This window comes from Sphingobium subterraneum, assembly GCF_014199435.1.
Classification (GTDB): domain Bacteria; phylum Pseudomonadota; class Alphaproteobacteria; order Sphingomonadales; family Sphingomonadaceae; genus Sphingobium; species Sphingobium subterraneum.
Genome location: NZ_JACIJP010000008.1, coordinates 22,527 through 49,259, shown reverse-complemented (window position 1 = coordinate 49,259; position 26,733 = coordinate 22,527). Strand labels below are relative to the sequence as shown.

29 protein-coding genes are annotated in these 26,733 nt (G+C 62.8%); 7 read left to right on the top strand and 22 right to left on the bottom strand.

Annotation, left to right across the window (positions count from 1 at the left end):
- Window positions 1-272 precede the first annotated feature (272 nt).
- The 3 genes from FHS92_RS16410 (at window position 273) to soxR (ending at window position 1,635) form a co-directional block, all read left to right on the top strand.
- On the top strand, window positions 273-548 hold the full coding sequence (locus FHS92_RS16410) for an HU family DNA-binding protein (RefSeq protein ID WP_017184758.1): 276 nt from the start codon (window positions 273-275) through the stop codon (window positions 546-548).
- 122 nt (window positions 549-670) lie between these two features.
- Window positions 671-898, top strand: coding sequence for a hypothetical protein (locus FHS92_RS16405; RefSeq protein ID WP_137903217.1), 228 nt, complete (start codon window positions 671-673; stop codon window positions 896-898).
- 167 nt (window positions 899-1,065) lie between these two features.
- Window positions 1,066-1,635, top strand: a complete 570-nt coding sequence (gene soxR / locus FHS92_RS16400; RefSeq protein ID WP_081095122.1) for a redox-sensitive transcriptional activator SoxR — start codon at window positions 1,066-1,068, stop codon at window positions 1,633-1,635.
- Between the two features lie 42 nt (window positions 1,636-1,677).
- On the opposite strand, the gene FHS92_RS16395 is transcribed toward soxR, so the two are convergent.
- Window positions 1,678-2,853 carry an AAA family ATPase gene (locus FHS92_RS16395; RefSeq protein ID WP_026002697.1) on the bottom strand — a complete coding sequence of 392 codons (1,176 nt, stop codon included), beginning with the start codon at window positions 2,851-2,853 and terminating at the stop codon, window positions 1,678-1,680.
- 115 nt (window positions 2,854-2,968) lie between these two features.
- On the opposite strand from FHS92_RS16395, the gene FHS92_RS16390 reads away from it, so the two are divergent.
- Window positions 2,969-3,178: a hypothetical protein gene (locus tag FHS92_RS16390; RefSeq protein ID WP_017184762.1), complete on the top strand. Its 210-nt coding sequence runs from the start codon at window positions 2,969-2,971 to the stop codon at window positions 3,176-3,178.
- 3 nt (window positions 3,179-3,181) lie between these two features.
- Here FHS92_RS16390 and FHS92_RS16385 read toward each other — a convergent pair whose 3' ends face one another.
- The 19 genes from FHS92_RS16385 to FHS92_RS16295 all read right to left on the bottom strand — a co-directional run bounded on the left by FHS92_RS16385 (window position 3,182) and on the right by FHS92_RS16295 (window position 22,570).
- On the bottom strand, window positions 3,182-5,989 hold the full coding sequence (locus tag FHS92_RS16385) for a conjugal transfer protein TraG N-terminal domain-containing protein (RefSeq protein WP_017184763.1): 2,808 nt from the start codon (window positions 5,987-5,989) through the stop codon (window positions 3,182-3,184).
- A 29-nt stretch (window positions 5,990-6,018) separates the two neighbouring features.
- Window positions 6,019-7,419: a conjugal transfer protein TraH gene (locus FHS92_RS16380; RefSeq protein ID WP_037515325.1), complete on the bottom strand. Its 1,401-nt coding sequence runs from the start codon at window positions 7,417-7,419 to the stop codon at window positions 6,019-6,021.
- A gap of 65 nt (window positions 7,420-7,484) precedes the next feature.
- Window positions 7,485-8,300 carry a conjugal transfer protein TraF gene (locus tag FHS92_RS16375; protein ID WP_026002698.1) on the bottom strand — a complete coding sequence of 272 codons (816 nt, stop codon included), beginning with the start codon at window positions 8,298-8,300 and terminating at the stop codon, window positions 7,485-7,487.
- A gap of 271 nt (window positions 8,301-8,571) precedes the next feature.
- Window positions 8,572-10,437, bottom strand: a complete 1,866-nt coding sequence (locus tag FHS92_RS16370) for a conjugal transfer protein TraN (RefSeq protein WP_017184766.1) — start codon at window positions 10,435-10,437, stop codon at window positions 8,572-8,574.
- The gene (gene trbC, locus FHS92_RS16365) at window positions 10,434-11,180 is read right to left on the bottom strand and encodes a type-F conjugative transfer system pilin assembly protein TrbC (RefSeq protein ID WP_017184767.1); all 747 of its coding nucleotides are present in this window, start codon (window positions 11,178-11,180) and stop codon (window positions 10,434-10,436) included. Before trbC ends, FHS92_RS16370 begins: the two co-directional genes overlap by 4 nt.
- Window positions 11,181-11,191: 11 nt before the next feature.
- A complete protein-coding gene (traU, locus tag FHS92_RS16360) occupies window positions 11,192-12,211 on the bottom strand; it encodes a conjugal transfer pilus assembly protein TraU (protein ID WP_026002699.1) in 1,020 nt (339 codons plus the stop codon).
- A complete protein-coding gene (locus FHS92_RS16355; RefSeq protein WP_017184770.1) occupies window positions 12,211-12,480 on the bottom strand; it encodes a hypothetical protein in 270 nt (89 codons plus the stop codon). The genes traU and FHS92_RS16355 overlap by 1 nt, the downstream gene beginning before the upstream one ends.
- Entirely contained in the window at window positions 12,480-13,136 is a 657-nt protein-coding gene (gene traW / locus FHS92_RS16350) for a type-F conjugative transfer system protein TraW (RefSeq protein ID WP_017184771.1), read from the bottom strand. Before traW ends, FHS92_RS16355 begins: the two co-directional genes overlap by 1 nt.
- Window positions 13,133-13,666 carry a S26 family signal peptidase gene (locus tag FHS92_RS16345; RefSeq protein WP_017184772.1) on the bottom strand — a complete coding sequence of 178 codons (534 nt, stop codon included), beginning with the start codon at window positions 13,664-13,666 and terminating at the stop codon, window positions 13,133-13,135. Before FHS92_RS16345 ends, traW begins: the two co-directional genes overlap by 4 nt.
- On the bottom strand, window positions 13,647-14,336 hold the full coding sequence (locus tag FHS92_RS16340) for a type-F conjugative transfer system protein TrbI (RefSeq protein ID WP_026002700.1): 690 nt from the start codon (window positions 14,334-14,336) through the stop codon (window positions 13,647-13,649). The genes FHS92_RS16345 and FHS92_RS16340 overlap by 20 nt, the downstream gene beginning before the upstream one ends.
- A complete protein-coding gene (locus FHS92_RS16335; protein WP_017184774.1) occupies window positions 14,329-14,682 on the bottom strand; it encodes a hypothetical protein in 354 nt (117 codons plus the stop codon). Before FHS92_RS16335 ends, FHS92_RS16340 begins: the two co-directional genes overlap by 8 nt.
- 3 nt (window positions 14,683-14,685) lie before the next feature.
- Window positions 14,686-17,271 carry a type IV secretion system protein TraC gene (gene traC, locus FHS92_RS16330; RefSeq protein ID WP_017184775.1) on the bottom strand — a complete coding sequence of 862 codons (2,586 nt, stop codon included), beginning with the start codon at window positions 17,269-17,271 and terminating at the stop codon, window positions 14,686-14,688.
- 1 nt (window position 17,272) lies between these two features.
- Entirely contained in the window at window positions 17,273-18,283 is a 1,011-nt protein-coding gene (locus tag FHS92_RS16325; RefSeq protein WP_017184776.1) for a TraV family lipoprotein, read from the bottom strand.
- Window positions 18,280-19,155: a DsbC family protein gene (locus tag FHS92_RS16320; RefSeq protein ID WP_017184777.1), complete on the bottom strand. Its 876-nt coding sequence runs from the start codon at window positions 19,153-19,155 to the stop codon at window positions 18,280-18,282. Before FHS92_RS16320 ends, FHS92_RS16325 begins: the two co-directional genes overlap by 4 nt.
- Window positions 19,142-20,479: a TraB/VirB10 family protein gene (locus tag FHS92_RS16315; RefSeq protein ID WP_017184778.1), complete on the bottom strand. Its 1,338-nt coding sequence runs from the start codon at window positions 20,477-20,479 to the stop codon at window positions 19,142-19,144. Before FHS92_RS16315 ends, FHS92_RS16320 begins: the two co-directional genes overlap by 14 nt.
- Before the next feature lie 4 nt (window positions 20,480-20,483).
- Entirely contained in the window at window positions 20,484-21,320 is an 837-nt protein-coding gene (locus tag FHS92_RS16310; RefSeq protein ID WP_017184779.1) for a type-F conjugative transfer system secretin TraK, read from the bottom strand.
- On the bottom strand, window positions 21,317-21,898 hold the full coding sequence (locus tag FHS92_RS16305) for a type IV conjugative transfer system protein TraE (protein WP_017184780.1): 582 nt from the start codon (window positions 21,896-21,898) through the stop codon (window positions 21,317-21,319). Before FHS92_RS16305 ends, FHS92_RS16310 begins: the two co-directional genes overlap by 4 nt.
- 1 nt (window position 21,899) lies before the next feature.
- A complete protein-coding gene (gene traL / locus FHS92_RS16300; RefSeq protein ID WP_017184781.1) occupies window positions 21,900-22,190 on the bottom strand; it encodes a type IV conjugative transfer system protein TraL in 291 nt (96 codons plus the stop codon).
- Between the two features lie 59 nt (window positions 22,191-22,249).
- Window positions 22,250-22,570, bottom strand: a complete 321-nt coding sequence (locus tag FHS92_RS16295; protein WP_017184782.1) for a TrbC/VirB2 family protein — start codon at window positions 22,568-22,570, stop codon at window positions 22,250-22,252.
- Window positions 22,571-23,059: 489 nt separating this feature from the next.
- Here FHS92_RS16295 and FHS92_RS16290 point away from each other — a divergent pair, with 489 nt between their 5' ends.
- A complete protein-coding gene (locus FHS92_RS16290) occupies window positions 23,060-23,380 on the top strand; it encodes a hypothetical protein (protein WP_230461512.1) in 321 nt (106 codons plus the stop codon).
- Window positions 23,381-23,531: 151 nt separating this feature from the next.
- Complete coding sequence (locus tag FHS92_RS16285) at window positions 23,532-24,026, top strand: hypothetical protein (RefSeq protein WP_017184784.1); 495 nt, start codon at window positions 23,532-23,534, stop codon at window positions 24,024-24,026.
- A gap of 38 nt (window positions 24,027-24,064) precedes the next feature.
- Here FHS92_RS16285 and FHS92_RS16280 read toward each other — a convergent pair whose 3' ends face one another.
- Window positions 24,065-25,030, bottom strand: coding sequence for a lytic transglycosylase domain-containing protein (locus FHS92_RS16280; protein ID WP_037515329.1), 966 nt, complete (start codon window positions 25,028-25,030; stop codon window positions 24,065-24,067).
- 110 nt (window positions 25,031-25,140) lie between these two features.
- Here FHS92_RS16280 and FHS92_RS16275 point away from each other — a divergent pair, with 110 nt between their 5' ends.
- Window positions 25,141-26,436, top strand: a complete 1,296-nt coding sequence (locus FHS92_RS16275) for a hypothetical protein (protein WP_017184786.1) — start codon at window positions 25,141-25,143, stop codon at window positions 26,434-26,436.
- On the opposite strand, the gene FHS92_RS16270 is transcribed toward FHS92_RS16275, so the two are convergent.
- Window positions 26,433-26,702, bottom strand: coding sequence for a hypothetical protein (locus tag FHS92_RS16270; RefSeq protein WP_017184787.1), 270 nt, complete (start codon window positions 26,700-26,702; stop codon window positions 26,433-26,435). The two genes, FHS92_RS16275 and FHS92_RS16270, sit on opposite strands and share 4 nt — an antisense overlap.
- Between the last annotated feature and the right edge of the window lie 31 nt (window positions 26,703-26,733).

The window sequence follows — 26,733 nt, the reverse complement described above, 5'->3', positions numbered from 1 at the left end:
CCGCCCACAAGGAGGCGGCTTGATAGTTGGGAGAGGATGCCTGAAAGGCCCGTCTCTTGTGCATTGCATCATAGAATATTGCAACTGCGAAATTCGCAACTATGGACACGCCTGATACCGGCGTTTGCCACTAGGTGCCGGCAAAAACTATCGCTCATGGCCTGTCCGGCCAATAAGCCGGAATCCTTCAATAAGGTCGAGCATTGAGATAGCGCCGCACGCTCCTCGCCACTATTAGAGGAATCCCGAAAAATTGCAGAAGGAACAGCATGATGAACAATAGCGACCTTGCCGATCATCTCGCCGGTGCGACCGGGGCCACCAAGGCTGATGCCCGCAAGGCGGTCGATCTCGTCTTCGCCGCAATAGCTGACGCCGCCGCCAAAGGCGAAGAGGTGAGCCTCAACGGCTTCGGCAAGTTCAAGGTCAAGGACGTTCTCGCCCGCGAAGGCCGGAACCCGGCCACCGGCGAAACCATCAAGATCGCAGCGTCGAAAAAACTCTCCTTCAGCGTGGCGAAGGCCGTCAAGGACCGGCTCAACAGCTAAAGCGGGCTTGACGCCTCGATACCAAGAGATCGAGGCGTCCCCCTTCCCCGCAAGAGGCTTCCCGCAAGACCGCCACTCGCGGCTTTAATGATCGAACGACGCGATAATCTCCGGGAAGAACATTGCAACGGCCTGTATCGGCGAACGGCGTGACCTGCCTGGACCTGCTGACACGACAGATCGCCATCCATGTTCCAGCATTGCAGGATTGGTCGTTCGTAGCGGTCGATGTCGAGCTGGCGGTACATGACATTGCCCCTCGCGAGCAAGGTACGCAAATTCTCGCGGCTATCGTAGGGATTGTCCCGCACGCAGAGCAAGTGCTGAATTCGGGCACGTCGATACCGTAAAGCCGGGAGTGACCAAACGCCTCGCACCGGATTATAGTCGCCGTCGTAGATGTAGGGGCGGATGCACGGCACGGGCTTGGTCTGCGCGGTCGAGAAATGACCACATCCTGAGTCCTGAAGTAGTTTGCCGGTGCTCTAGCACCGACATTTGGTAACGAGTCTTTGCAATGACTGTTGACAAAACACGTCCTCTATCTGTTGGCGCCATCGCGCAACGTAGCGGAGTCGCGGTTTCGACGATCCATTTCTACGAGGCGAAAGGCCTCATCAAGGGCGAGCGCACAGCCGGCAATCAAAGGCGGTATCCTCGATCCGTATTGAGACGGATCGCCATTATCAGAACCGCCCAATATGTCGGGCTTTCGCTCTCCGAACTAAAGGATTTTCTTGACCGGATTCCAGAGGGGCCGGTTACGTCAACGGATTGGCGTCGGCTCAGTGCCGAGTGGAGTACGCTATTGAACGAGCGGATAGCTAGTCTCATGAGGCTGCGTGACCGCCTCGAAACCTGCATTGGATGCGGCTGTATGTCCCTCACCGACTGCCCCTTGCGAAACCCCGAAGACAGGTTGGGCGCAGTTGGGTCAGGCCCTCAGCTCCTCTTGGTGAATTTCGCTCGTGAACCTCGTGATGATGAAGATAGCCCCGTTCATTTTCGCACCAAACGTCGCTCCTTGGCGGCGGTCAAATCCACTCTTGACGTTAACCAAGACACAAAAGGGAACGATGACTCATAGCTTGGTGCCCTTCCCCGGTCGTTCGGGGCGGTGCTTCAAAAATCATCCTTCCGGCATCACTCTTCGCATGAATGCATCGAACAGGGGCACGGTGAACGCTGTATCTCCATGCGCGGGACTATAGAGCATTCCTTTCGCGATCAGGCTGTTTCGCGTCGGCGCCACGCTTGAAACCTTCACGTGCAAGGCATCGGCAACATCTCCCGACCTGTGCGGTCCAGTGCCCAAAGTGGCCATGGCGCGCAGATAGCGCTTCTCGGCAGGGGTCAGACGATCGAACCGAACGCGGAAAAAGCTGGCGTCAAGTTCCGCGAGCGCGCTACGCGTTGCCGCCGCAACATCGTCTTGGGTGATCGGCGACGCCTCAGCTGCATCCCAGCTATGCTTTCCCCACTCCTGGAGGAAATAAGGGTAACCTTGGGTCTGCTCGCAGATCGCGTCCAACGCCGCATCATCGACAGCTTCGCCTTCCCGCTCGATTGGAAGCCGAATGGCATCGCGCGCGGCGTGATCATCGAGCGGTCCGACGGAGACGAACTCGAAAAGTCGCTCCGCATAGGACTTGGCCCGGCCCATCTGCCCAACGAGTTGCGGCAAGCCAGCGGCGATCATTGTAATGGGAAGCTGCTTCTGGCTGGCCCGGTGGAGCGCACTGATCAATGCGGCCAATTGCTCTTCAGGCACATATTGGAGCTCGTCGATGACGAGTACCACAGCTGACCCCTTCTCTCGCGCCGCCTCGCCGATTGCAACCAACAGATCGGCGAGATCAGCTTCAAGGTCGCCGCTGTCGGCCAGGCCCGGCTCGACGTCGAAATCGAGTCCCACTTCGAGATCGTCATATTTGACCTTGAGCTTTGCGAACCCGGCCAGCGCGCGAAGCGCGCGCTTAACGCCGTCCGAAGCTTGCTTCATGCGATCGAGCCTCAGCAGCGTCGCCCGAAGGGCAGGCACGAGGATGCCGGGGAGCGAACGGTTCTCGGGAGCCTCGATGGCGACGATAGCCATGCCCTCCCCCTCGGCTGCGTCACGCATCGTCGTGAGCAGAACGGTCTTGCCTACACCGCGCAGTCCATAGAGGACGCTCGGGCGTGCCGCGCGCCCCGCGCGGATTCGGTCGAGCGCGACCGCGTTGCGTTCAAGCAACGCATCTCGCCCCGCCAACTCTGGAGGGCGAGTGCCGGCGCCAGGCGCGAAGGGGTTACGACGAGCATCCATAGCGAGGTTATGGTGGTTTATCGTTTTTTTGTAAACTTGATAATCTCGCTATAAGTCGCGTCTCAAGGGTTGCGGAAAAGCGCCCCAACCGCTATTCTCCGTCACAGGAGAAAGCATGCGCTTCCCAAAATTCGACCTCGACACATATAATCGAACGAAGGATTTGTCCGGCGGTCCCATCTACGCGATTGTCGAGGAAGAGATTCCTGAGATCGAAATGATCACCGACGAAAACGGGAACCCCACTCGTGGCGGTCTAATAGGCTACGCCCTCGCCTACGTTTGCATGGCCGGCCTCGTGGGAGCGATGTTCTACATCCTCTAAGCTCTATTCGCGAAGCTTGGGGTCTTGGAAGAATCCGCGATCGTGGTCGCGGTTCACCTCCTGCTCAAGATCAGCGGCCCCTTGAACCCGCTGCCCTCGCATCGTCTGCGCCGCAGCGCGGTCGCCCCCCAGCTCTGCCTTGCCGGCCTCGATGATCGCAGCGGCGCCGACATCCCCGCCGCCGCCAGGACCGGCGGGCAGCCGCCCAGGACCATGCGGCCGGTAGGAGGCCCTGACATCCGCCTCGTTCCCCACGCTCGGCCGATTGACATCGACCAGGTCCGGATCGTGGAGGCGCCCCGCAATCTCCGCCCGGATGCCATCCTGCTTGTCATGCATCCAGCGCGTGATCATCTCCTGGCGCACAAGCCGCTGCTGGTCTGTGAGATCGGTTGCCCAAAGCTCGGGCGCGTCAAGCCCCGGATTTTCGACCTGTTGGCGGCGATACCATTGCGCAAGATCCTGGCTCAGATTCTCGCTGAGCTGCATGCCATGCGTCTCGGCATAGCTGGCGTCGCGTGACAGCTGCTGGGAAAGCTCCTCAAGGCGCCGGGCCGTCTCAGAGTACGACTTTGCCAGCGCCAGAGAATCCTCCGTACTCGCCGACGCCGATGATGTGGCGGATGCCCGGCTGAAGCTACCGCTGCGCGAATAGGTCCCATCGGACATCGAGGCGCCGCTTCCGCTCGAATGTTCGTCACGCACGCCACTCGAGGATGTGTTGGCGCTGTCGCTGCCGCGGGTTTCGTCAGTCGCATGCCTTAGCGCATCTGTCTGAGACCCTGATTTCGATACGCTGCCGCCAATGCCGGGAAGGCGGCCCAAAATTCCTCCGCGACCGCCCGACCCTCCAGCCGTCTGCCGTCCCGTTCCTGCGGACACCACCCCGGAGATCTGGTCGCTCGTCTGCGCCTGACGATCATGGCCCTGAGATATTCGCTGACCTTGAGAGATCGTATCCCGTTCCTCCAGACCCTGCGTGCTGCTCCCGGTCCGCCGGTCGAATTGATCGACGGACGTGTTCGCCTGCCGGCCGCTGCTCGAATCCCAGCCGGACGACCGCTCGGTCGAGGTGCCGAATGCACTGCGGTTGGCATGCGTAGCGGTCAGGACCTCGGCCGCGGCATTCTCATAAGCCTGCGACTGTCGGTGCGCCTCGCTCGCCATCTCCCGCCATTCCGCGACCGACCCGGTCGTCATGGTAGGGGTGAAGCCGAGGCGCGAAATGGCCCCCGACGTGTCGAAGACGTCCTGACCATTGCCAAAGCCGTTGATCATCGCGCCATTATCCTGGCGCCAGCCCATGCTCGGGGCGCCGCTCATATAGCTCGGCGCCGTGGTCCACTGATCGGCCTGCCGCATATTCGAAGTCGAGTTCGCCCAGCTCACATTGCCATAGGAGTAGTTTCCGGTGGTCTGCTCGAGCGCGGCGGCCTCCGCCGCGTTCTGCGCCGGCGCCAGCATCGACATGGACTGGCCAGCAATCGACATCGCGCCGCGAGCAAGACCGGCCGCGAGGAAAGGCACGCTCATCAGCATGAAGCCGGCGATCGTCGCCGTCTCGCCGTTGACCGCGCCGATGCCGGCATAACTTCCAAGCGTCACGCCTCCCCCGGCCACGCCGTTCGCCGCGGATTCCGCCCTTGTCATGCAGATCATGTGGAGGATGACATAGAGCGGGCCCCAGGCAGCCAGGTAGAAGAAGCCCATGGCATAGCCCTTGAGCGTGCCAACCCCCGTCTGGGGCATGAGGAACAGCGGGAAGATGACTGGGAACATCGCGAAGAAGACGACGGTCAGGACGATGTTGAGGATCGGCACCCAGGCCATCGCCTGCTGGGCAATCGAATTATAGGTGTTGCGCGCCTGGATGTCGGCGCGCGTCTGGGCGAAGGTGTCTATCGCGGCCGCGCCTGCCCCACCAGCCATGCTGTTGCGTGCTTGCATGAAGGCGTTGATCGCTGTGTTCTGCCGCATCGTTTCGGTGAAATTGCTCCCCGATCCGGTGAACGCCGTGTTCGCGATCGGCACGTCATGCTTGAGCTTGTCGGCGGCCAGGGCGTTGCTGAGCCTGGGATAGACCTCCTTACCCCAGATCGGAGCATTGGCCTCGATCATCGGCGCCCATTGCGCGTCGAGCGCCTGGTAGGCCTGGCGGCAGGTGATGATGAAGTTCTGAACGGTGCCGTCGCCCTGGCGCTCCAGCCATTCCTGCGAGCGCGCTTCCGAGCCCGGCCCGATCGCGGCCCACAGGTCGGGCGCCTTGGCGAGGTTCGTGAGCGACTTCTGATAGAGCATCACGTCGCCGAACACGCAGTTCTTGAAATGGTTTTCGAGGTTGGTCGAGAACTCCGCGTCGCGAACAACGAAATTGCGGGTCGCGTCGAACAGGCGCGCGCCATAGACCATGCCATTGCTCGAATAATTGAGCTCGCTGGGCATGACGAACACCGTCTCGGCCGTCCGCGTCAGCCAATCCCCGACCTGCGTCGTAAAGCTCGCCAGCACACCCAGGCCCATCGGCACATTGTCGATAGTCGATGGCGCGAGGCTCGGGTTGATCCGGTCGGTCACCTTGATGCTCACCGTGGGCACCATCAGGCAAAGATAGATCGCCGTCGCCTGGAGGAACCAGTTCATCCACGCCTTGTAGTTAAGCGTGAAGGCGACAACGAGCAGCGAGTAGATGAGGCCCATCACCATCACGACCCGCAGGAGCGAGCGGTAGCCCCCTCCCCCTGACCAGGCAGCGACGGCGTTGAACACGTTTACGAGATACTCGCCGCCCCCGACCGTGAAGACCTCCAGCATCGACGCGCTCCCGCTTCAGTTCAGCCGCACTAATTCAGACCTTGGGCGTTCAGCCCGCGCGAGAAGTTGAGCGCGGACGCCATCCCCGGCGTCATCGAGTTCTGCAGGGTAGACTCCAGCATGATGCTGCGGTTGATGATCTGCATCGTCACCTGCAGTTTGTTGTTGAGACGGACATCCCGCTGGCTGAACTTGGCGCGCGTGGCCGCGATCTGTTGCTTCCACTGCGTCGCGGTCTCCTGGTCGAAGGTCTGGTAGTGAACCTTCGCCTGCTCGACCCGGTCCAGCATATTGTCGAGCATGGCAGAGAGCAGGTCGACGGCCACAATCTCGGACAGCGTCTGGATCTCGCCGTCGGTCAGCGCATAGTGGGCATAGGCCTGCACGGCGAGGATCTTGTAGATCGGCACGGTCGCGAGGTTGAGGAGCTGCTTTTCGGCGGCGTTGAGCGGCGTGTCCGACCGGATCTTGTCGCTCATCGACTTGATCATCGTGGCGATCCGCGGGCGCAGCGCCGACGATGCCGGGACCGACAGGGTCTGTTCGCCGACATCGTAGCAATTCTCGTCGTTGCACTTCAGCATCTTGACCGGCGGCGCGTCCGCCGTGCCGTCGAGCAGCGCAGTGACGACGGCGTCTTCCGCCGGACCGAACATCACCACCTTGCCGCCAACGCTCGGGTCCGTCGACGGCGTCGTCACGACCGTACCAACGAGCGTCATGATATATTCGGAGAAGGACTGGTCGAACGCCCCGAACTTGGCGGACTTCTTCAGCGCCTCCCAGGTATAGTTGTGCGGTTCGCCGACCAGCTGGTCCTTCATCGACGCATCGGTGTTCCCGGCGATTGTCGAATCCCGCCGATTGCCGTTGTTGCAGCCCTGACGCGAGGCGGCCCAGTCGGAAAAGACGCCCTGGCTGTTGCCGACCGCCTCGCAAATGGTCGCCCGGGTCGAATCCATCTGGGGCCAGATTCCGCCGACCAGCGCCTGAGCGGTCTCGCAGCTGGAGATGTTCATCTGGTTGAGGAGCTGCGCCTTCTGGCTGAACTCGTCCATGACCTTACCGATCTCGGGCGAGACGGAATCGATGGCCAGCTTGAAGGCGAACCCAAGCGCGTTGTTGGCCGTCGCCTTCAGCATCGCCACGATCTCGGACGCATTGATGAAGGAGAAGCTTCCAGAAAACAGGTCGATGCCGCCGCAGCCCGCACGGGCGCTCGGAAGCTGAAGATTGAACGGCTGCACGCTCTTCTGCGGGAAACGCGTCCAGACATTGCCGAGAGAGTAATAGCCGGCCGACTGACCCTGATAGGCCGAGGGGCCGGTCACGTTGGCAGCGCCGCCCGCGTCGGAGAAGAAGTTGTTCATCTCGGACGCGACGTCGGCGCGCGCGACCCCGACGATGGAAAAATTGAGCGCGGCCATCATGGCCATCGAGCCGGCGGCCGAGCGGAAGAAGCGGCGGGCGCGCCCTTTGCGATGATCCTGTCCCATCAGTAATCGCTCCCCACTTTCGTGTTCGTGAGCGTGAAGATGCGATCCATGATCTCATCGGCGCTCAGGATGCCGTATCCAACCGGAATGGTCCGTTTGGTCACCGTGTCGAAGAGGACCAGCGCCGGTGTCTCATTGCCCGGCACGCCCATGCGCGCCCGCTGCCCGGAATCGACGACATGTTCCGGAAAATCGCGGCTCGGCCCCCCGTCCATCGATACGGCCATGACCGCCATCCGGTGGCTGTCGGTCACCGAGCGAAGGATCGGGGCGAACAGCTCACAGGCGCCGCAGCTCTGCGCGAAGAAGTAGAACAGCCCGTAGCGCTGCCCCAGGTTGGTCAGGACCGCGTCGCGATCGGCCTTTCGATTGTCGAGCCAGGCACGCTTGCCGACCGTCGAGACGGGCCTTTGCAACGTGTAGTCGATGTCGGGGTTCTGCCAGAGCGCGCGCTGCCACACGTCGGAGAAAGTCGAGGCGCGGTCGAGCTGCTCGCGCTGGAAGCGGACGTAGGCGATGACGTTCTCTTCGGTCGGCTCCAGGATCGCCTTGGCCTTCAATTCGTCGAGCTGCTTCGTGATCGCCGCCATCCGGTCGACCGCGCTCGGCGGCGGCGACGGTTGCGCCTCGCGCGGCAAGGGTCTGGGCTTGTCGCAATAGAACCATTGTCCGAGCTTCCGCTCGCCGCAGTAGAAAGCATCCGGCCGGTTCTGCTCGATCGTGTCGCGTGACGGCGGCGCATCCTGCGCCAACAGGGGAGCAGCAGTCCCAATCGACAGGGCGAGCAGCATCGAGAGTTTAGCGACGGGGGACATCACGCTTCGTCCTTTCATCGGCTGAGGCGGTTTGCGCGGAAGGGAGTGCGAGCGGTGGGTTGGGTGTCAGACTGTCCCAGGCTGCGGGGTGGACGCAGCAATCGGCCACGGTCGCGGGAGAGCCACCGCAACGATGGTGGGGCGTTGGGGCCGACGGTTGCAGCGCCAGGGATGCCAGGACGAGGGGCAGCTCGAGAACAGGGATAGGCATGGTCACTTTCCTTGGGTTTGCGCTGCGGCCCCTGCGGCAAGGAGATCGGATCGGCCCATCTCACTTGCCGTGGAGGTCGTAGTAGTTCTGAATTTTCTGCTGGATTTCGGTCATGGTCTGGACTTCGTCCGGCAGCTTGGCCGCATCCATGAAGTCCGCATAAACCTCGGTGAAATCCATTACCGACAGGTCGAGCCGCGAGAACTCGTCGATCGTGAAGCCAATGCACTGTTCCTTTTTCGGCGCCCCCCACGGCTTGCCGAGCTGCACACGGCCCTGCTCCTGGAGGATGCGGGAGAGCTTGCTCTCGAAGCAGCAATAAGCGGTGCGCCGCGTGCTGCAGATGCCGAGGAAACTCGACGAGCAATAGGTGCCGAGATTATGGCACAGGCCCATCCGGTCCTTGATGTCGAGCCTCATCTCGTCCTGTGAACATGCGAAAAGGACCAGGAAGGGGGTCGCGAGCGCGGCGATCGCCGCGGGACCGCCCGCCAGCGCAGCCGCGCCAGCGCCGACCGTCAACAAACCCGACGTCTTGCCCGCACAGCAGTTGATAAGGCCGAACACCGGCTTGTGGCAGGTCTCGCGCGTGCCGCTGAAGACCCGGAGATCGGCTTCGTTGAACTCCTTGCCCGCCTGGTCGATCGCATGCAGCGCAACGAGCGCGTCCTTGAACTCGGTCGACGCTTCGCGAACGATCGGCTCGCAGTCGCCGTTGATGCAATAGACGTCGTCGCCGCAGATATATTGCGGCGCATCGCTCGTGCCTCCGGAAGGCGTCGGGCACCTGTAGACGCGGTTCTCGACTTTGCAGGGCCCGCCATCAGGCTCCTCGTCAAGGCATTCTGTGCGCAGATAGGTGCAGCTCCCGTTCGCCTCGAGATCACCGCAGTCATTGGCTGTTGAGATCCGGTGGCATTGATAGGTCCGCTGCCAGGCCCAGCAGGGCTGGGTGACAGGAACGCCGTCGACGATCCGGGTGACCGGGTCGCTCGACGTGCACACTTCGGTCTCGAGCGTGCAGTTCGGGTCGCCGGCATTGGCGGCGCATAGCCCCTCGTTGCGCGTGATGACCGGCACGGCCGGTTCTTCCTGCTTCGTGAGCCAGTAATTGCCGGTCGAGAGCACATAGCCCGGATGATACTCGCCCGGCGTGATCCCCTGGGCCTCGGCGGTGCATTTGACCTCGACGGCGGTGTGGCCAAGGCTTTTGCAGGTCGGCGCCGCAGTATATCCATAGGCGCTCATATTGTCGCAATAGTCGATCGGGCGGCTTTCCCAGCAGATGCCGGTGGCGATCTCGTCGTCAAAAGCCGCGCGGGCGGGATAGGGCCCGCCATCTGTCGGCAGGAAGCTCAACCGACCCGTGTAATAGGTGTAGATCGTCCGCTTCTCGGTGTGAACGTCAAGGCTGACGTTGCAGGTCCGGGCTTCCGTGGTGACCTTGCTGCCGGCGTTGCAACTCGCCTCATAATAGCCCGCGCTCCCCGGCGCGGCGGGCAGCGGCACGCATGTGCCCTTGGTGCCGCCCATTTCCTCGCCAGCGAGATAGGTCGAGGGATCGTTTTCGACCGATGTCGCGCGCGCCGTGGTCGCGAGGATCTCGGAATTGCTGAACGTGGCCCGGCTGTGATCGGCATCGGTGGTGATGCGATATTGCTCGTTGGACGACTTGGCCGCCTGGGCGTCGGACTCAAGCTTACCGGGATCGTCGAAATAGGATCCTTCGGGCAAGCTCGTGCCGGAATAGCCGGGGACCGCGGCGGCTTGCGCATCGCTGGACGGCACCAGCGTGGAATCGTTGCGCTTCTCCGTACCCAGCGCCTTCCCCTCCTGGCGCGCCTCGTCGAGCGTCATCTGGGCAAGCGCGGGCGAACTCGCCATAACGACGCCGAAGAGCGCAGCCAGGACGAGATACGCCCTCATGGATGGGCCTTGCGCATGTTGGCGAGGCCAACCGCTGCGACCCGTGCGCCCGGGCCATTACCGTCCGCGAACTGCTCGAGCGCATATTCGACCGAGACGTTGCCGACGAGCCGATCATAGGGCGGCAGCTTGGTCTGGCAGGAGAAGCCGGCGCAAAGATCGAAGTCCGACGAGACACTGACGTATGTCGGCACTGCCTGGACATCGAAAGCGCGGAACAGCCGCGGATCGATGCCGACATTGGCGAAATCGTCCTGCCGGTCGATGATCTTGCCAAGGCTCGTGGCGAACTCCTTCATCGAATTGTTGGGGAAGCCGCGGAACACGACCACCCCGCCGGCCCTGGCCGTGTCGCCGATCAGCTTCTGCAGCGACTGCGGTGGCATCGACAGGCTCGCGAAGACGATGAACTGGGGCGCCTCGCCCTTCCCTGCCGTCGCGTTCGACGCGGCACCGGCCACGATCTCGTCGAAATCGACGGGGCCTGCCGGTCCCTTGGGCAGATCGCTCTTGGCGACCCGCTGCATGTTCTCCATGCCAGCGTCGCGAACGGTCTGCGCGTCCTCGCGGAAGGCGTCGCCCCTATCCTTCACATGGTTGACGAAAGCCTCGGCATCCGCCTGTAGGTCCGCCGAACGCTGCTTGATCGCCTGGACGTCGATCCCGTCGACGGTCTGCGCGAGCAAGGCCGTCACGCTCGCCAAGCCAAGGATCGCTGCGAAGCCCCAGAGGTATTTGCGCATTGGACGGCCCCCTACAGCACGCAGCAATTGCGTTTGCGCCAGACGAGGTAGCCCATGTCCTCGCCGGCGGCGGGATAGGCGCGACCTGCGTCAGGCGGCATGGTGGATGCCCCGATCGTGGAGCAGGCGAAGCGGCCGCTCACGGTGGGGATCGGATTGACCATCTGGAAGCGGTATTGCTGCTTGCGCATGATCGGCATGAGGTACTTCTTGCAGAGCCCGGCCGAGCCCATCGTCCCCCAGGCAAGAGCTTCGCGGTGCATCTTGTAGGCGAAGCGCGACAGTGCGAGCCGCGAGGACTGAACATGGCCGATCGAGGACGGCACGTTGCCGTTGAGCGGATACATGCTGCCCTGGCACCCCGCACACCAGAACAGCGGATCGAGCGGCAGGTGGACGGTCCCGGCGATGCAGTCGCCGGCGCAGGCGACCTGGGCGATCGGGTTAGCGAAGACGACGGCTTCCGGATTGATCAGCGCCGTCAGACTATCGTCCTGCCAGAGCGGATCGACCTCGGTCATATAGGCGATGTCGAAGCTCGCCTGCTCGAAGCAGACGAAGTCGGTCAGGATCTCCATCCAGTAGAGCAGCGGATAGACGTACCAGTGCACGTGCCATTTGGCCGTGCTCTGCGAGCGGCCGCCCACCATCGAGGGGCCGGCCAGATAGCCCTGGCCGATGTCGAACCCCGGCGCGATGCGCACACCCCCGAGATTAGGAAAGCACCAGGGCTTCATTGTGACGTCCGCGAGCCGCACCGGCTCCCAGAAGCCGACCGAGATGCCGATCCTGGGAAGCGGGCTGCCACAAAAGCAGATCGGGGAAGCGGGATTGCTCGTATCCGGCCGGCCGCTCGGCCAGATCTTGAGGCCGCCGACCGAGAGTGGGAACAGGCAAGACCAACACACGTCGGTGATCGGATTGACGAACTTCCCGTGACAGGTCGGCCCTGCCGCCTGTGCGCTCGGCGCCAGAAAGAAGGCTGCCAGCGCCATGACGAGAAGCCGCAGAGCTGATCGAAAGCCGCGCATCACTGATCCTCCCCGGCAGGTTCGAGAAAGGCGGTGTCCGCGCGATGCTTGCGCGCGAGGTAAAGCGCCGTGGTCAACAGCGTGGCCGCCAGCAGCGACGCGATCGCACAGGGCGCCGCCTGACCGCTGATCCGCATCAACGGCTGCAAGCCCGCGACACTGGCGGCCAGTAGCAGGCAAAGAACCTGCCAGATCCGGCGCAGCCGCCGAAGATCGCGAGTCTCGGGTGCCGCCATCGGCGTTCGGAGCATGTCGAGCCACAGCGGCATCAGCCCGGGCTCCCGGACTTCAACACCACCTCGGAGACGCGCATCACCTTGCCAGCCTGGGTGACCACGGCTGGCGTATGCTCGATGCCGAAGCGGGAAGTGAGCTTGCCTTGCTGATCGAAGTAGAAACGCCGCTTCTTCGCGGTCATCTGCTCGACCGGCGATCCACGCACGAAGATTATCTTCGCCTTGAGGTCCGTGTAGCGCGTCGTGGCCCAAGCGAGCTGCTCGCTATCGTCACCGTCGATGAAGACAAGGTCCTGACGGATCGAGACGAAGTCGAGCGGGTTGATCCGCTGTCCCGCTGGGGCGATCAGGTTGCCCTTCTGGTCGCGGATGTCGCGTTCCATCGTGACCGACGGATCGAAGTCCCAGCTCCGGGCGGTCCGGGCCGGGGTGACCCCCGTGACGGGATCGGGTCGACGAACTTTCGCCTCGACGCGCTTGGCGAACATCTCGTTGGTCCGGGCGAGCTCGCCGCTTGCCTCTGCGCGGCGCAGGCGGTTTTCAATGGTGGAGAGCAGATCGGGCTCGATGACCGGGAACGCCTGCGCGGCCTGGCCATAGTCCTTGGCCTCCGACCGCATCGGCCCAACGACGATCAACCCGCCGACCGTTGCGGCGATGGCCAGCCCGCCTGAGATGAGCACCCTCATAGGATCGGCTCCCCGGTTCCTATGACCTGGCGCGCGCATACGAAGCCGATTTCGGCATAGCGGCTGTCGAAGCCATCCTTGTGCGGCGTAGCCGCGAAATAGCATCCCTGCGGCACCGGGCCGGTTGCGCCCGGCGTCAGGCGTTCACCAAAGCGTGTGAGCGGTTTCATCTGCGCGACGAGGTGGCCGTTCACCGCAACCTGGCGGCCAACGTGGCTGATCGTGTCGCCCGGCATGCCGTAGACGATCTTGCCGAACATCCGCGGCTTCGCGCCGAAGTGGCGACGCAGGAGCGTGCTTGGCGGCGGGTCGAAGAAAACATAGTCTCCGCGCGCCGGCAGCTTGTGGCGCTGGATGAGGAAGGCCCAGTTCGGAAGCGAACCCGTCGTGTTGATCAGCAGCAGATGATCGTCGCGCCATGCGCTGATCGCGCTGAGCAGAACGCTGCCCGCGATGAACAGGCCGAACAACAGCCATAGCCGCGTGCGTGGCCGCCAGCTTGGGCGCGCCTCACTGGCCGCCGATGCCATCGGAGCCTCCGAAGGTCGAAACTTGCGCAGCTGGCGGAGCATATTGCGGAACCGGCTGCTGCTGCCCTGAAGACACCATTCCTGGCGCCGCCATGCCCTGTGCGGCCATCATGGGATCGATCGGAGGAGCAGCCCCGGGCATCTGGCCCGGCATCTGAGCCGGGGCTGCAAGTTGGGGTCTCGCGGCCGCCATCGCCTGGGCATTCATCTGCTGCAGCTCCTCGGCCGAAGCTTGGCGCGGCCGCGGGACGCCCGAGGCGTAGACCGATTGTCTGAGGCTGTCGGTTATATCGGGCACGTTCTTCGTGAGCACGGCTTCGCCGACGAGCACGATCTGGCCGCCAGCACTGCGCCGCTGCAGTTCCTTGTCGAGCGACGCCATGAAGCCCCGCATCTCGGCCTCGACCTGCGCCGGAGGCGATGTCGAGCGCGCCTGCGCCTGCACATATTCCCCGACGATCGAGGAGAGCCGCGCCGAGACGATATGATCCTGCTTGGGCGTCACCAGTGTCTTGGTGACCCACATGCCCCAGACCACAGTGGCCAGAAGGATCAGCCCGGCGAGGATCTGCATACGGCTGAAGCCAGCGAAGAATGTTCGTCTGGGCTTCGCTGGCGCTGCTGGCGATACCGGTGGCGCGGGAAGGTCGAGTTCGGGTTGCTCAGCCATGGCGGGGGTCTCCCTGCGATCGGGCCGAAGGCAGGATCCTGCCTCTCCGCAGGACCATGAGCCCCACGGAAAGGATGAGATGTGCGACGGCGAAGATGGTCTTGAACGATGCGACCCGATCCGGGGTCGCGATGACGTAGCGGGTGCTGAGGTTGTTGAGCTGGTTCATCAGGCCATCGAGCGAGAAGCCGCCAAGGGCGAGAAAAAACAGCGCGAACAGGCCCCAGGTCATGAGCAGCGTTGATGCGAGGAAGCCGCCGAAATACAGGGTGAAATGAAGCATCGCGCGCGCGTCGATCGACGGCGGCGCGGATGGCTGTACCCTCGGCTCTGTGCTGCTGGCCATGGCTCACTCCGCCGCTTGCGCGAGCTCGGGATCCTCGTGAGAGGCCCATTTTTCCGGGTTGTCCGGGAAGGCGATCCGCTCGATCGCCTCATCCATGGTGAGGCCCTGCGTGACGAGATCCTCAATGGCGGCGTAGACGGCCGGACTGGAGGAATAGACCGTGGACGAGAAGGGATCGAGCACCAGGCGGCCGACCGCCAACGTCTCTGGCCCCTTGATCAGAATGTCGGAATATTCGCGGCCGTTGATCTTCAGCGAGCGCAGCAGCGCGTCGGTATAGTCGTCCATCTCGAAACGATCATGCTTCTTGAAGTCGGCGATGGTCTCCGGCTTCTGCTGGAGAATGACGAACCAGTCGCTGTTCTCAAGGGCGGCGATCGAACCCGCAGACTTGTAATAGTCGTTGAGCGACTGGGTCGCGGTGATGAGCGACGCATAATATTTACGGCAGGTACGCGCAAAGGCCTCGATGAACTCGGCCATCGCCCCGCCGCGCATCATCTGCCACGCTTCATCCAGGAATAGCGCCTTGGGGATCGAACGGTCGACCTTACGCATCATTTGCTGTGACATGAACATGATCGCGGCCAGCACTACGCTGCGCAGTTCCTCACGTGACGAAAGATCGGAGAGTTCGAAAACGGTGAGCTGGGCCGACAACTCGAAGGACACTTCGCCCTGGAAGAAGCGGCCATAAGTGCCGGCGGAGGAGAATGGCCGCATAGCTATGCCAAGATCGGTGGCCTGCTGGTTGCCGGTCGCATCCAGGGCGGTGATGATATCATCGATCGAACCAGCCCGCCCCTTCTCCGCCCAGACCGTGTTGACTGCGCCGTCGATCAGGCCGCGCTCGGTATCGTTGAGCCGATCCATGTGGCGCGACATCTGGTTCACGATGGCCTTGAGCATTGCCATGCAGTCGAGGAGATAGTCCTCATCGGTCGCCGCGAGTTCCTCGTCGATCATGCTGAACGGGTTGAGACAAAAGCCCGAAGCCATCGTGAACTCGACGAAAGCGCCGCCCTGGAGCTTGGCGGAATGCTCGAACGAGCGTCCGTCGTCGATGACGACAACGCGGGCGCCGGCGCCACAGAATGACGCGCACAGCTCCTGCAGCGTCACCGATTTGCCGGAGCCCGACTTGCCGAAGACAGCGACATTGTGGTTGCCGGCCGCATTCTCGAACGGGCTCCAGAAGAAGGGCTGACCACGTCTGCCGATCAGCATCAGATGGGGCACCTGGCTCCCGAGGAACTCGCCCTGAATGGGGGCGAGATTAGCGGCGGTCGTGGTCAGCAATGTGCGCATCCGCTTCATGCGCTCGAGATCGCGCGCGAGACCGTTGGCCATCGTCATCGGCATCGCGCAGAGCAGACCCATGATCTGCAGGTAGCGATCGTCGAGAAGATCCCAGCCCGCTGCCCGGTACACGGATTTGAGTACCCGTTCGTTCGCGTCCCCCCGGCCCTTCGGGGAGAAGGCGGTGACACTGAAGAAGACGCGCACGAGCTTGCGGCCCTGGCGCAGCTCGTCGTTCACATAGCGCCATTCCTGGCTCTGATCGCGCAGCTGCGGCAGGAAGCGCGACGATTTTGAATCGGCCAGGCTCGTTGTGCGCATGAACTTGAAGCTGGCCTTGTTGCTCGCGGCCATCGGATCGGGGAATTCGACACAGAGATTGGTCGCGACCGGGCACGGCATGCGCAGCTTGTCGGTAAACATGTCGCCGATCAGCCGGGCGACGTCCCATGGCGCCCAGCGTGCCGGCAGGTTGCGCACCGAGAACGAGCGGACGTCGAAGACGTCCGGCAGAATTTCACCGATCTCCGGCGCTTCGTCGATGGTCTTGCCGGTGGGCCGGAATCGCTCGGTGCGAAGCAGCATCCGGTCAGACTCGATATGCAATTCGACGTCCCGGCGGATTGCCTGGTCCGCGATCGGATCGAGCGGATTATAGCTGACCACGTCCTCGCCGGCAGCAGTAGTCGGCGAGGTAATGTCGTCGATCCAGGCAATGAGTGCCTGCGGATCCATCGTCCTGGCCGACACATTGATCGAGGCAAGCGCCGAGATGATGCCGTCCATGACGGCGACGATCTCCTCTGCCGTCACGCTCGAGCTCTCGGGCGTCGAATAGGAGATCGCCACGCGGTGATTGCGAAGCGAAAAGGGCGCGTCGGCCGAAAGCGACTTCCAGACCCCGTCGGTCAGGAAGTCGACCCGGTGCTTGGCCATGCGCTCATAGACGCCGCGCGCGGAATAGCGCGGGAGATACCATTTGGAGAGGCGCTCGCCGATCCGCGGACTCATCCATTGGTGGAACTGCAGACAGCCGGGGGCAGGAATCGCCTCCGAGAGAAACTGGGTCAGGATCTCGCCCGTGCGTTCGTCCGCGCCGACGAGCGGCGCTGCTTCGATCACGAAGCCGCGCGATGCGCTGTTGTAGAATATCCCGGTCTTGGGATCATAGCTGCGATAGGGCAGCCAATGCGCCAGCATCGGCACGCCAAACTCCGGCCGCTCGGCGTCGGGCCGCTTGGCGTCGCCCAGGATCCCGGACAGCAGGCTCTCGAAGAAGCTCCCCGCCATCTCACTTGTCCTCCGGCACGGCAGCAGGGAAGTTCGCGGCCTTCACCGTCGCGCCGATCGCCGCCGGCGCGGCTGCCGCTCCGGTCTGCGCAACGCCGGCATCCCGGGCATCCTTAGCCGCGCCATTGGCGACCTCCTGATAGTGGGGATCGGCCTTCACGCGCGCGACCGCCGCCGCGCCGGTCGCGCTCATAGGCTGCGGAGCGGGTGCCGAGGCCGCCTTGGCTTCGGGACTGCCGCTCGCCGGTGCATCAGAGGGGGGATGAGGCACCGTCGAAGCGGCAGCCGGCGGAGTATGGCTCAAAGCCGCCGCCGTTCCCGAACCGGATGTCGCTGGCGCCCTGGGAGCGAGACGCGCCCTGACATCCGCTTTGATCGCACTGACCGGATCGGGGGCCGGATCAGGCTTGCGCGCCCGGGCAGCCGCAACGGCCGCCGGGTCCGGTCCGTTCGGATCGCTGTCGGCGAAGCCTGTCAGCGGCGGATCGATGCGGTCGACCGCATCACCAAGCGATTCCTGGATGTCTGGTGCCACCGCCGACGCCCGCGCCGGCATGGACGCCTGCATCAGAGCCTGCTGCCGCCATTCCCCGCTCGCGACGACCGCATGGACCGCACTGGCCTCGTGGAGCCGGCCACGCTCGTCGATATAGGGCTGAAAGACGATCCGCAGCACCTTCTCTTGGCTGCGTCCGGCATCGGTCGAGGCAAGGCGCGCGGATTGGCCCATCGCCACGCGATTGGTTTTCCCGCGCATCGGCTGCCGCATATTGCCGGTGGGCAGAGCATCGCCGTCCGAAGGGTCCGCCGAGATGAGCGCAAGCGCCCTGTCGTCGATCGTCGAACTCGGCGCGCAGATGCCGTCGGGCGCCGCGCAGGAAAAGCTGCCGCGCACATTGCCGCCGAAACTGGCGCAGCCATTGAGCGCCAGGAGACTGGTCAACCCGAGCACACCCGGCAGCCACAGACGACGGCGGCCGCCGCCATGCCCAACCAAGGACCGCCGGATCACGACTGGCCTCCCTTGAGCCAATTCTCGAGGAAGGCGCGCGGCCGGTAGCCCTCGATCACCGCACCGTCGCCGCGCACGATGACCGGCGTGCCGCTGAGACCATGGCGGTGGGCGAAGGCCTCGTTCGCATCGAGCCCCGAGGTGTTGCAGGAAGGTCCTGCCTTGATTTCCTCTCCGGCATAGGCTGCATGCAGCGCGGCCTCCCGGTTCCTGGCGCAGTAGACGCGGTCGGCGACATCGCGGCTTCCGAGCACCGAGATCGGCCGTTCGACGACCCGCACGTTCATGTCCTTCAGGACACTGGTGAGCGCCCGGCAATAGCCACAGCGGAAATCGGTGAAGACCGTGATCGTCTGGCCCGAAGGATTGCCCCAGACGATCGCACCGTCTCGGGGCAGCTCGGCGAGCGAGAGCTTCTGCGGCGTCGCAGGGCGGACTGGCTTCTCCACCCGGCCCGGCGTTGCCGCAGCGAGCTGTGAAGTATCGTCTTCGCCGCCCGCATTTGCCGCCGCATTGGCCTTCGCGGCTGCGCCGACGAGCATGTCGGGGTTCATCTCGAGCAGACGGGCGGCCGTGATGTCCTGCCGGGTCTGCATGTCATAGACGCGGCCGATGACGAGGAAACGCGCGCCCGTATCGACGTAGAACAGGTTGGCGCCCGCGGTAATCTCGCAAAGGCCGCTGATCTTGCCGCAATCGATAGCGGTGACCGGTGTCTTGGGCAGCCGCGTCTTTAGGAGCAACCGGACCCGGTCTTCCGGGCTGTTCGTGTCGGCCGCGAGCGCGATGCCGGCGACGCTCAGCCCGAGGAGCGTGGTGAGGACGAGGCGCGACGGGCGGCCCAGCGCGCGCAGACGATCAATTGCGAACATAGACACCCTCCAGGAAGACAATCTCAACATCGATGCCGGTCGGCATCTCAATCACGGGCTGGTATTGCTCGGCGCGTTCGATCAGATATTTGGAGACCATGTCGCCAGTCTGGGCGACGCCCTCGCCGAAACCGCCCTCGAGGATGTCGCCCGTCGAGAGCTTCTGGCGCTGGCCGTTGGTCGTGATGTTGGTGCCCTGGAAGACCGAGTTGGCATTCGCCGAGAAGCCACGGCCGAAGCCGCCAGCAAGGCCCGCCAGGAAGGCCTGGGTCACGAGCGAGCCTTCGCGGGACACCACCCGGCCACGCACGCCCGTCTTACCCCCGAAGGCGATGAAGCCCTTGACCTCGGAGACCGCGTAGCGGCCGCCGGGCTGCGGGCAGGTCATCTTCTGAAGCTTGACGTAGACCTTCTCGCTCGAGAGGTCGCCGCGCGCCGCGCCGTTGATGAGGCAGCCCTCTATCTTGGTCGTGAGCAGGCGGCCGTTCTGGTAGACCGAGCGCGCCGGACCCGTCACACGCAGCACGACGGGCAAGGGATCGCTCTGGCTGTTGACCCCCGCGCTCGCATCCACGCCCACGATCACCTTCGCACGCGCGAAGCTGTTGGGCGGCAGATAGTTGACGCTGTCGGTATAGACCGTGTTGCCCTTGGCAATGCGGGAGGCGTTGCCGCTATCCGTCGTCGTGAAGTTGACGAGCTTCACTTCCGCGGCCGAAGCGATCGGAGCCGCCGCTTGCGTTCCGCCCTGCGCGCCCGGTCGCTGATAGGCCTGCGGACCATAGGGCCCGTACATTGCGGCCGGGCCGGGCGCCGGTGCTGCGGCAGTCCGGCGATCAGCGACCTGCCGGCGAAGTTGCTCGTTTTCGGCCTGGTAGGCGGACAGGACCCGCTGGCCATCGGCCTGCATCGCCTGATTCTGGCCCTTCAGCGCCTCGACCTGCGCGGTCAGCGCCTCGAGCCGGCTATTCTGCCCGTCGATCGACTTGAGTTGGTTTTCTGTCGACTGAAAGCGGTTCTCCGAAAGCGCCATCCATTCCTGCTGGGAGAGGTTGCGGTTGACGAGATCCTTGGTGGAGACGTCGACCTCGCTGACGCCGTCGTCGGTCTCCTTCGATTTGTCGCCGTCGCCGCCGAAGATCCAGAAGGACGAAAGGACCAGGCCCACGCCCGCGACGCCGGCGAGGAGCAGACGCTGGCGGCGGCGGACTGCGTCATTGGCACCGAGATCGCCCGACAGCGGGGAAACTCCCTCTTCGGTGCCGCCCTCGCTGCCGCCGTCGAGAGGACGGCGACTGCGCTTCAGGAAATCGGAAAGAGCCATATCCTCACCTTCCCGTAGGAGTATTTTGGCCAGCCAAGGGGCTCGGACCATTTTGCGAGACGAGGTAGGCCGTGGTGACCTTGCCCGGTGCGAGCTTGGTGTCGGCGATCGAGACGGCGAGCGCGCTCGAAGGAGCGACCATGCTTGTGGTAAGCTCGACGCTCTGGTCACCCTTGTTCTCGATCCGAAGCACCCGGCCGGTCAGCTCGGAACCCCGATATTCGGCGATCATCTGGACCTTGAGAGTGCCAACATAGACGGGGCGCAGGGTGCGCTGGCGCATCTCGTAGCCATCGGCGACGGCATTCGAATACATGGCCTGGACAAGCTCGACGGCGGCATCCTGGGGTCCCAGCTGATTGGCGGGACCATTCTCGGCCGCCTTTTCGTTGGCGATCGCAGGGTTCGAAACAAAGACCTGGGCGGCCTGGTCCCCGCTGATCCGGCACACGAACTTGTAGACGTAGCCGCGCTTGCTGGTCGCGAAGAAGGAAAGCGCGGGTCGGCCAAACCCGTCTGGCACAGACAGGTAGATGTCACCGCGGACCGGCTCGTTGACGACCGAGAAGTCGTCCTGCGGATTGCCGGTCGAGATCTTCGACACGCTCGCGAACTCGTCCTCGACGAGGCTGATGCGGGTCAGATCCTTGGCCGACGCGGTGCAATCAACCTGCGCGCTGTCGCTCGCCATGATCGTCTGATCGGCGAAGGCCGGCTCGGCGATGAGGAAGACCGCCAGGGCGACGAGGCTTGCGCCGATGAAGCGGCTCGCGTGGCAAGTCACGCGCGAGAGGAAGGCAGTGCCGAGCGCGGCACTCCCGATAGCATAGACCGGCATCATGATGAGCTCCCCTGTTGGTCTTTCGCGGAGCCGGTCTTCACCATCCCGAAGCCCACCAGCTTCAGCGACAGGCCGGAATATTCCCAGTCGTAGCGGAAGGTGCGGTTCTCGCTGGAGATGACCTTGTTGCCGACGATCGTGTGCAGTTCGCCGGTCACCTCCGAGCGGAGGTTCCTGGTGTCGATCTCCATCTTCTGGATGGTGAAGAACTGCGAGATCGAGGAGCCGCGCTGCTCGCTGACGATCTTGAGCAGGTCGGCCTTGATCTTGCCCTGCGTGCGCGGGCTCGCAATGTCGAGCACCGCATTCATCCAGTATTCGAGGTTCTGCGGGCTGCGATCGAGCGTCAGCACGACCGTGTCGCGCGTGATCATCTCCAGATATTCGCGGCTGACGCCGGCAGAGCTGACCGTCAGCGGAGAACGCAGCACTGGTTGCAGCACCACCTCGCGGTCGCGCGACAGGCTGACCGTGCAGAGCAGCAGGGTGATCACGGCGAGCGCCACCGCGGCGACGGCCAGAATGTTGCGCTGGCGCAGGATCCGCTGGCTGTTCGTATGGCTGTAGGAAAGTTCCATATCACCCCGCCATCAGTCGAAGATATGAGGGTGGCGTGGCTCTCAGGCCGGTGAAGCCGGCCGGAAGATGCCAATAGGCCAGGTGAAGCAGCCAGGACGTCGCCCGGCCTGCCTTAGCTTTTCTGAGACCCCACCAGCCCGCCCCCGAAAGAAGCATGCCGATAAGGATGTGCTGAGACAGGATCCCCCAGACGAATGGGATAACCATCGCCAGGAACTCATCCAGCGTCCACAGCCCGATCAGCTCGGGATCGTCGAGATGAGTTGGAATGACGTACTTGTCTGCGGCCATTGCACCACCCCCTCCTGGACCTGGGCGGAGCTGCTACTCCGCACAGGCCTGGGATCGGTTCAGATCGTCGCGGTCACGGTGGACGTGACGATCGGCACGCCGGTTCCGGCACCGACGCCGACGCCGACCGGGATCGCGATCTGCCCCATCGAGAAGCGACCCGAAGCGAGGGCGACCACGCCGCCGGCGAGGCTGAGCACCGTGATGATCTTGCCGCCGGATCCCTCGAGGAAGTCGGTGAACTTAGTGAGCGCGGTGTTGAACGTCGTGTCGGCGCCGGCGAAGGCGGGACCGGCGAAGAAGAGAAAAGCGAACAGGAGTACGGCGAGGGCGAGGATCGCCAGCTCCGCGTGTCCGCTCTTTTGGAGGACAGACTGCATGTGGATTTCCTTCGATTGGAGACGCGACGGAACCGCGCCCAAACAAAGCTGGCCAATCACATCGCCGCACCGCAACGACGTATGGGATCAGCCCCCTCCCGAATCGGGAAAATTTTCGATCATGTTCGATGTCGGTGATGAAAATGGGGCACCGTGTCCCGGTGATCAGGGCATCCTGCCCCGTCATATGGGGCAAATTGGCCGGGTTGACGGGGCGTTATGCCCTGCAATTGCGGACAGGCTTCATTCGCGGTAGATTCGCGGCGCAAGACTCGTCAGATATTAACCATTGCCTGTTCATAATCCCGGCAAGGCAACCGACCATCGATCGGGCTCTAATGGATGAGGGCAGTTCAGGACGTGGGCACTATGGGCGCTGACTCACGAGACTTTACACTGGATATCTCCGAACGCTTCTTTCATCTCACGACTGAGAGCCTTCGCCTTCATTCTAATAGTACTAAGTGCTATCAGACGCTCGAAAATCTCGTGAACAGCCGCGTTCCAGGAATAGAAAAGATAGATGATGAGGATGCGGAGAACCTAAAGCGCCATCTGGTGGCTGTCCCTACAGGCGGAAGCATTCAGATCCATTTAGAGATTACGGAGACGAGTGCCAAAAATCTTGAGAGAATAAAAGAATTGCTCGAAACAAGACTCGAAACCAACATTTCTGTTGGGGACGCTCTTTCTGCCCTTTTATTCAACTATATAGTCGAGCAGCGGGCAGCTCGCGTGATTTCCAAGCTCCAGTTGGACGAGTTCGATCAACCTCGCGAGACCGGCCCATTCAAGGGGTCCCGGCACTAACAAGCGCGGTCACCAATGCGTTAGCCTTTCGGTTCGGACAAATCTGGTCGAAACCACGCTTGCATTGGCTTTTCTGCTATGATTGTCTTCCCCATCCGAACGGCATTGGGGGATCGATATGACATCTCTTGCCAAGTTAGGGGCGTAAGTTGTGGAGCTCGCCCAAGGCGACGAGCTGCAGAGGGACTATGTGCCTCTGATCCTGCGGGCGATGGCTTGCAAGAAAGCAACTCAACGCAAACTCGCCCACCTGACCGGTATCAGCAAATCGAGGCTGGGCGTTTTGCTGCACAGCAAGCCCGAAAAACGCGTCACCATGACGCTTCCTGAATTTGAAACAATATTGCACGCGCTCGGCATGAATCTAGTGCACGCATATGTGTGCCTGAAAACCTTCAAAGGTCTCGATGAATATTATCAGAAATGTTATTCGACGGCTGTCTTCATGCTCTGCGACATATGCGTGCGCGCGCCTGAGCGAATGATTGATGTGCTCGAGGAATTGGGTGGCTTCGATGGAACCGAGATCAGGCTGGCCTGGAGCCCGTCGCTCCAAAACGCATTGATCAAGAAGGTGACCGAGGAGGTCCAAGCTATTCATGAGCGCAGAAATCGCCTCACCCATGGCGACGATTTCGACCTCTAGCCGAACTGTTCGTGGACATGGATCAGCAAACCATGCGGCTAGAATGTCGAGACGGACGCCTTCCTTCCGATTGTTGGGCGCAGCTGCGTGTTAGGGCCGGCTGTCGTCGAAATGATTGTCGCCTGGCGCCCGATCCCGCTCAATCGCGACCAGTTGAGCAGAACATTGTCCACATAGGCTTGCGTTTCAGGGATCTGCGGGACCAGGCCATTCCGAATCCGCCCCGGTCCTGCATTGTAGGCGGCGAGCGCGAGATGATAGTGGCCGAAACGGTCGAGCTGCTGGCGCAGATATTTCGCGCCCCCGCGCAGGTTCTCATTGATGCTGTAACGGTTGACGCCCAGTGCAACTGCCGTGTCGGGCATCAACTGTGTGAGCCCGAATGCGTTCTTGCGCGAGAAAGCGTCGGGCCGATACCGGCTTTCCCGGATGATCATGGCATCGAACAGGCCAACCGGAATGCCATATTGGCATGCGATGTTGCTCATCATGTCGTAGTAACTAGCCCGGCGCATCTCGGCATCGGACGTCAGAAATCCGGTCGGCCGGTAACCCGGCGAAGAGCAGCCAGGCACATAATGATAAGCCGCCGACGCGAACATGGCGCCGCCTCGCATCCAGAGCGGGACAGGCACGCTGGATGCAGGCGGGAGCTGTGCTTCGACCGCCATCGCGCCCAACTGCGCGACGCCCACATGGGCGAACGGATCTTCGGCATCGGCAGGCGCCGACCGGGGATTTGTGTCCATGAAATTGTTCGCCATCTGGAATTCCACCCATTGCCGACTGAGGTCATGCACCCGAAAGTCCCCAACCGGCGGCAACAGTGTCGCATCTGGCAGATCCCGAACTGGCGCAGCCGGCGCCGCGACGTCTTGCTTCACCGGGGCGCCCATCGCGATGAGCTGGACGCTTCGGACCGCGTGTTCAGGCCTCGAGACGGCGGGCGCTTCGACGGAACAGATCAGGCCGACGGTGGCGACACCCAAGAAAAAAGCACGCATGACGACCTCCCCATTCTTGAACCGAGGAAAATGGACGCCAGCCGAGTCCATCTTGTCAATCCGCCCCGAGACACTCTGACGGCCGGCCGCACAGCTCTTGCGAGAGCGAAATGTGGCTGATCGCGCGATACAGCAATGGCTGCGGAAAGGGCCGAATTCCTCTTCCAGAGGCCGTTCGGAATGCCCTGGTTCGCTGGTACATCGGCCAAGGTGCCCGGGCCGATGAAGAAGCGGGGATCATGCTCGTCCAGCAAGCGCGCATCGGCGAAAAGTGGATCGCCTGTGACTGCTTGCCGCCAGGTGAACCGCCGCCCATCCTGACTCCCGCCTTCCTCTCGGAAGCTGAAACCTACTACCTGCGGCGTCTTACGAGCACTGATCGGCCCGAGCATCAACCCGATTGCCCGTTTTTCCGCGAACAGGCAACAAACCGCATCACCGAAGTGTGGACACAGGAAAGCCCTGCGGAACCGCCCGCCGGCTATTTCGAGGTTCTGCGCCCCGCGCCCGAGAAGCTTGCCCAACGTCCCGAGGAGGACAGCACCGATGATCGTACCCGTCAGGCATCGATCCCGCGCCTGGCGCGGTTGCTTTGGCGGCTTCTTGCTCTTTCCGGCTTGAATCGTTGCCTGCCTCCATCGTTCGATACGGCCGAGCGTTCCATCAAAACCGAATTCCGCGTGCTCTCCGTTGCGGCCGGAAAAGTCGAAATCGCGCCAGGCATTGAACTGGGTCGCGCGTTCTGGACGCATGCTCAGGCGCTACACAGCCGACGCATGTACGCGCGTCTGCGTGAACTTGCCCGAGGCTGGCCCCGCGGCCATGCTCCGCAGGCGTTCCTGGCCCTATTTGCTCAGGATGTCCGCGGCTCCACCATATATGTGCCGGGAAGCGATCCGGTTGTCCTCGCCAATCGCGTCCAATCGCCGTCGATCCGTGGAAACCAGATCAAGGGGCCTTACCTGACGATCGTCGTTGCTGGGGAATATCCTGAAGCCCATGGGTATGCGCCGCTCCGTGCCTACGCCCAGCCTATTTTCTCAGGGAAACGCTTCGTTCCGGTAGATTCCGAATTTGAACGCGCAGTGCTCCGCGAATTGATCAAACTCCAATGGACGTTCGATCGCATCGGAATCGACCTCACCATTGAGAAACCGGTTTTCGACACACTTACGCCGATCGGCGCCTGCCGGCCTGACTTCATCCTGGAACTGCGCTCTCGCGAAACCGGCGAGATCAGGTCGATCATCGTGGAAGCCATGGGATCAACTGATGAGACGTATCTAGCCGCAAAAGCTGTCACTCATCCGCGCATGGCGCAAATTGGTCCACTCGTGTGTGTATCACCGGCGGATGTGGAAACGGGCCGCATCGGCGCTATCGTCCGTCGCGCGGCGGGCGCCTAGCTCCAGCGCATCGATGTGGCGAAGAGAATGACGATGCCGAGCGTCACAGGCATGGAAGTCAGGTACAGCTTTTGCCAGCGCCACCATATTTTCGGGACAAACAGGATGGCGGACCGAAGGGAATTGACGCTGGACCAGCCGCGCTCGCGAACCACTTCCACCATTGTCGTCGCGCAGGAGAGCGCCATGGCGATCACGCAGCACGAACCGGCAGCGACATAAAGCGCCATCCAGTTCGCCAGTTCGATCGCCGTCAGATATCGCATCTCAGCAACCTGTATAGCCGATAATCGTGCA